The organism is Syntrophomonas sp. UBA1041, assembly GCF_002316705.1.
In the GTDB taxonomy this organism is placed as follows: domain Bacteria; phylum Bacillota; class Syntrophomonadia; order Syntrophomonadales; family Syntrophomonadaceae; genus DTU019.
The window spans coordinates 1-5,626 of sequence record NZ_DCEA01000112.1 but is presented as its reverse complement, the minus strand read 5'-3'; the positions used below and the strand labels follow the sequence as shown (position 1 = coordinate 5,626).

Genomic DNA, 5,626 nt, shown 5'->3' with positions numbered 1-5,626 from the left:
AAGAACCGTCCCCGCTTGTGTCCCGCATTCCTTTTTGGCTTATTCGATAGTAAAGGTTTGGCTGGCGCGAATGGTGTTGTTGACCATAAATACCAGTTTATATTGTCCCGGCTCTTTGAAAGAGATGGCGGCCCAATTGTAAGTCTGGGCCGGGTCGACGGTAATCGAATACTTGTTGATCACTTCCCCGCTCTGGGCTGACTCATATTGCAGTAGTATACTCGAGGCCCCAAATGGCACGCCATTGTTAAAGCCATAATAAAACTGTTCTCCGGCCTTAAATTTGGTATCCGCCTGAGTAACCTGCCCGCTGCCTTCATCCCGACCTCTGCCTAAAATCAGGCTGGGCTGTTGAACAGCCGTTGCCGGTTCACCGGAAGCATTCGGCGGCAGGGTAGCGTTTGGTTTAACCGCCGGGTTTTTGGATGGCTCAGTTGGCGCTGCGGGCGGATCTTGCTGACCGGTTGATGGGTTCTCTGCCGGTGCAGCCGGTTCGTTAACGGCTGGAGCTGCAGCTGGTGCGGCGCTTTCCTGCGGTTTTGAAGCGCAGCCAGCCATTCCCAGTAAAAGACATGACAGCACTATCATAGCAGTCGTTTTTTGGGCGTTCTTCAATCTTATCCCTCTCTCTCTGAATTTGTAAGTGAATGCATAGCCTTTAAGGCAATGACCTTTAAACCTGGCTGATACATTATCTATATCTCTGCACATTACCTGCCACGATTGACCCATTATTTAGACGCAAAAACACCTGATATTATTTCAACAAACACATGGTTTATCCTGCCGAAGTAATATTTTAATGTCGTATCTTACGTAAACTTTGTATGCAATCATGCGCTTTCGACATTCCTTCATTTTACTGTCTGGCAGCATTTCACTCATGCAGGATTTTTCAGCCGGATTTATCCGGGCAATTCCAATCTATTTCATTTTTCGCTTACGTTCTTGGATTATTGTCGACAAAGTACTCAAATCAGGCAGGTATTTTCGAATAAATCACGAATTAATATTAACTGGAAGAATGGCATCAGCAGGCAGGGGGTCGTCTGATGTCCTTATTGTTATGAAAGGAGGTGTAAAGGTGGCTAACATCCAAGAAATCATTACTTTTTATCAGGGTAAACCGGGGGGAATTATAGAAGCCTATCATGCCGTGCAAAGGGAATACAACTATCTTCCTGAGGAAGCGGTTGAAACAGCGGCACGAGTCTTCGGTATATCTGCTGCCCAAGCGTTCGGCGTGGCGACGTTTTATTCGTACCTCTCCGTGGCCGAGCGGGGCCAGTATATTATTCGCATGTGCGAAAGCGCGCCATGTCATATTGCCGGAGCGGATATTCTCATCAAGGCCTTTGAAGATGCACTAGGCATCAAAGTAGGTCAAACCACAGCAGACGGCAAATTCACCCTGGAACTCACCGAATGCGTAGGACAATGCCAGGGAACTCCAGTCATTACTATCAACAGCATACCTTATGTAGATATGAACCCAGAACAAGTGCCAGCGGTGCTAGCCCTGTGCAAGTAAACTTAATAGGAAAGGAGGGAGTAAGATGGCTGCAGAAATGCGCATCGTTCTGCGCAACGCCGACCAAATCAATCCTGAGAAGATAGAGGATTATATTCAAGTCGGCGGTTATCAAGCCCTGCAAAAAGCTCGCAGCATGTCTCGTCAGGATTTAATCGCCGAGGTGAAGAAATCAAATCTGAGGGGTCGCGGGGGGGCAGGTTTTAATGCAGGCATGAAATGGAGCTTTGTTCCAGACGCCCCGGTCAAATATGTAGTATGCAACCTGGACGAAGGGGAACCAGGAACCTACAAGGACCGCACCATTGTCGAAAAAGACCCCCAGCGCCTGCTGGAAGGAATGGCAATATGTGGTCACGCCATTGATTCCAAACAAGGCTATATCTACTGCAGAGGGGAGTATCCCTATGTGGTGGACTTGCTGCGCCGCGCTATCGATCAAGCCCGCAACAGCGGAGTCCTCGGGGAATTCGATATTGAGGTCCGCATGGGTGGCGGTGCTTATGTATGTGGCGAAGAAACGGCATTAATCGAGTCGATTGAGGGCCACCGCGGGGAGCCTCGCTTTAAGCCACCATTTCCGGGCGTTTCAGGCTTATGGGCCAAGCCAACCGTGGTGAACAATGTTGAAACCTTTGCAAATCTTCCTGATATCGTAATGCAGGGGGGAGAATGGTTTGCTTCCATTGGTACCCCAAGCTATCCGGGGACCAAGGTTTTGACCCTGACCGGCGATGTGGTGAATCGCATCCCCATTGAAGTTCCAACCAGCACCACCATCCGCGAAGTGATTTTTGATTTTGGCGGGGGAATTCGCGGCGGCAAGAAATTCAAGGCGGTGCAAATCGGCGGAACCTCAGGGGGATTTATTCCCGAATCATTGCTGGATACGCCCATAGATGCCGATTCCATGCGAAATATCGGGGCTACCCTGGGCACCGGCGCTGTATTGGTCATGGATGAAACCCGTGATATTGTAGATGTCGTAACCCGCATTGCAAAATTCTTTGAACATGAATCTTGTGGAAAATGCAATCCCTGCAGAGAGGGAACTTTCCGTGCTTATGAGATTATGAAGAAGATAAACAAGAAGCAAGCGGCCCCGGCAGATTTGGATAAACTGGCCTTGTTGTCCCGGGTAATGCAAAAGGCGTGTCTATGTGGATTAGGGCAGGCAGCTCCCGGCCCGATCGTGACCACCCTGGAACATTTCAACGCGGAATATCAAGCCAGACTGCAAATCTAACGGAAAGGAGGGAAAGCCATGATTACTCTGACCATCAATGGCAGAGAGATACAAACTCCTCGTGGCAGCACTGTTCTGGATGCTTGCCAGGCTGCCGGCATACCTGTTCCCACACTATGTTATGACCCTGACCTCCGCCTGGCAGGCTCTTGCCGCATGTGTCTGGTGGATGTAAAGGGACGCCCCTTATTTGTGGCCTCCTGTGTGACCCCGGCCGAAAACGGCATGGTAGTGGAAACCGAAAGCCCGGCTATTATTGAAGCCCGCAAAGTCATTTTAGAGCTCCTGGCAGCCAGGCATGATTTCAATTGTCAGGTCTGCGAAAAGAACGGTGACTGCAAGTTCCAAGACTATTGTTATCAATACGGCATAAAAGAAAGCCGTTTCGAAGACGGCGGACGCCATGTATATCCTATTGACGATCCCAACCCATTCCTGGAAAGGGATTATAACAAATGCATTATGTGCACTCGTTGTGTCCGGGCTTGTGAAGACATTACCGTGGCCCGGGCTATAAATGTCAAAAACCGCGGCCATAATGCCAAGATTTCCACATCCTTTGACGGTAATTTGGCCGATTCCCCCTGCGTGTTCTGCGGACAGTGCGTAATGGTATGTCCGGTGGGGGCTTTAACCAGCAAGGTAAGCGCCGGAATGGGCAGATCTTATGAGGTAGACAAGGTGCTCACCACCTGCACCTACTGTGGAACCGGCTGCACCCTGGAACTGAATGTGAAAGATGACAAGGTTGTCGGAGTGACCTCTGACCGCACCCTGGAAGGCAGCCCGGTCAATAAAGGCGCACTATGCGTCAAAGGTCGTTTCGGCTGGGATTTCATTAACTCCCCCGATCGCTTGACCGCTCCACTTATTAAGGAAAATGGGGAGTTCAGGGAAGCCAGTTGGGATGAAGCTCTCGACCTGGTGGCCAAACGCCTGGGCGAAATCAAAATCCAGCACGGTCCCGATAGCATTGCTGTATTCAGCTCTGCTCGCGTTACCAATGAGGAGAACTACCTGGCGCAAAAGTTCACCCGCGCCGTCCTGGGAACCAATAACGTAGACCATTGCGCCCGTCTCTGACACTCCGTTACTGTCGCCGGTCTGGGGGCAGCATTCGGAAGCGGAGCCATGACCAATGCCATTGGCGAACTGGAAAAAGACGCCAACTGTATTTTTGTTATTGGATCCAATACCACCGAGAACCATCCTGTTATCGGGATGAAGATAAAACAGAACAAGCTTTATAACGGAGCCAAGCTGATCGTAGCCGATCCGCGCCGCACCGACCTGGCCGAGATAGCTGACGTATATATGCCGCATTTGCCCGGTTCTGACGTAGCCCTGGTCAATGCCATGATGAACGTCATTATCAGCGAAGACCTGGCCGACCAGGCTTTCATAGCGGAACACACCGAGGGTTATGAAGCCATGGCGGCAGTGGTGGAGAAATTCACCCCTGAATTCGCAGAACCGATCACCGGCGTACCCGCAGAGGACATCCGTGCCGCGGCCCGGCTGTACGCTCAGAGCGGTAACGCCGCCATCTGTTATGCCATGGGCCTTACCCAGCACCGCACCGGTACTGACAATGTAAAATCCGTCTGCAACCTGGCCATGCTTACGGGCAACATGGGTCGCCCCGGGACTGGAGTTGATCCCCTGCGTGGGCAAAACAACGTGCAGGGTGCATGTGATATGGGTGCTCTCCCGGTAGTGTATACGGCTTATCAGGCCGTCACCAATGAAGCCGTACGGACCAAATTCGAACAGGCCTGGGGAATAAGCCTGCCCAAAGAGAACGGCTTGGTCCTCACTGAAGTCATCAACAAGGCCCACCATGGCGAGATGAAAGCGCTTTATGTATTTGGTGAAAATCCCATGATGAGCGACCCTGATCTTCAGCATGTGGAAGAGGCCCTGGAAAAGCTCGACTTCCTGGTGGTGCAGGACATATTCCTCACTGAAACCGCCAAGTATGCCGACGTGGTATTGCCAGGATCCTGCTTCGCCGAAAAGGATGGCACTTTCAGCAACACCGAAAGAAGGGTGCAGCGGGTGCGCAAAGCGGTATCGGCGCCCGGACAGGCTCTCGCCGACTGGGAGATACTGTGTGAAATCTCTTCCCGTATGGGCTATCCTATGAATTACACCGATGCTGAAGAGATCTTTGAAGAGATGCGCAAACTTACTCCCTCCTACGCAGGTATCAATTATGCCCGCCTGGAAAAGGGTGGTTTGCAGTGGCCCTGCCCCACTGAGGAGCACCCGGGTACACCATTCCTGCACAAAGACGGTAATTTCAGCAGAGGCAAAGGGGCTTTCACCGCTATCGACTATATCCCCCCGGGTGAACTGCCTGATGATGACTATCCTTTGATCCTTACCACGGGACGTAGTCTATTCCATTATCACACCGGAACCATGACGCGCCGTGCCTCAGCTTTGAACGCGCATATGCCGACAGCCGAACTGGAGATCAATCCGGTACTGGCCAAAGCGAAAGGGATCGGAAACGGCGAACTGCTCAAGATCTCGACCCGCCGGGGCAGCCTGGAAGTAACCGCCAAAGTCACTGAAATGGTGGCGCCGCAGGTGGTGTTTATGACCTTCCATTTCGCTGAAACTGCTGCCAACCGGTTGACCAGTGCTGAATTCCTGGATCCGGTGGCCAAGATTCCGGAGTACAAGGTATCAGCAGCCAAAGTAGAGAAAATTTAGCTTTGCTTAGAGAGAATATATGGGCTAAGCTGGATAAGCATTAGGGGATTATATGTTAGAGCTTCATTCGAGCGCTAAAACAAAAAAGGAAGGGGAAATTTGTAAATGAACTGTTTCGCACCCGGAGA

General features: G+C 51.2%; 4 protein-coding genes. 3 read left to right on the top strand and 1 reads right to left on the bottom strand.

What is annotated here, in order from left to right; translation table 11 throughout:
• Positions 1-39: 39 nt before the first annotated feature.
• A complete protein-coding gene (locus B2633_RS16545) occupies positions 40-615 on the bottom strand; it encodes a hypothetical protein (RefSeq protein ID WP_483171788.1) in 576 nt (191 codons plus the stop codon).
• A gap of 469 nt (positions 616-1,084) precedes the next feature.
• Here B2633_RS16545 and B2633_RS16540 point away from each other — a divergent pair, with 469 nt between their 5' ends.
• Genes B2633_RS16540 through fdhF form a run of 3 tightly spaced genes read left to right on the top strand, consistent with a single transcriptional unit; the run spans position 1,085 to position 5,498 of the window.
• On the top strand, positions 1,085-1,531 hold the full coding sequence (locus B2633_RS16540; protein ID WP_481041375.1) for an NADH-quinone oxidoreductase subunit NuoE family protein: 447 nt from the start codon (positions 1,085-1,087) through the stop codon (positions 1,529-1,531).
• Positions 1,532-1,556: 25 nt separating this feature from the next.
• On the top strand, positions 1,557-2,777 hold the full coding sequence (nuoF, locus tag B2633_RS16535; RefSeq protein WP_481041377.1) for an NADH-quinone oxidoreductase subunit NuoF: 1,221 nt from the start codon (positions 1,557-1,559) through the stop codon (positions 2,775-2,777).
• Positions 2,778-2,795: 18 nt separating this feature from the next.
• The gene (fdhF, locus tag B2633_RS16530; RefSeq protein ID WP_483171787.1) at positions 2,796-5,498 is read left to right on the top strand and encodes a formate dehydrogenase subunit alpha; all 2,703 of its coding nucleotides are present in this window, start codon (positions 2,796-2,798) and stop codon (positions 5,496-5,498) included.
• The last annotated feature ends 128 nt before the right edge of the window (positions 5,499-5,626 follow it).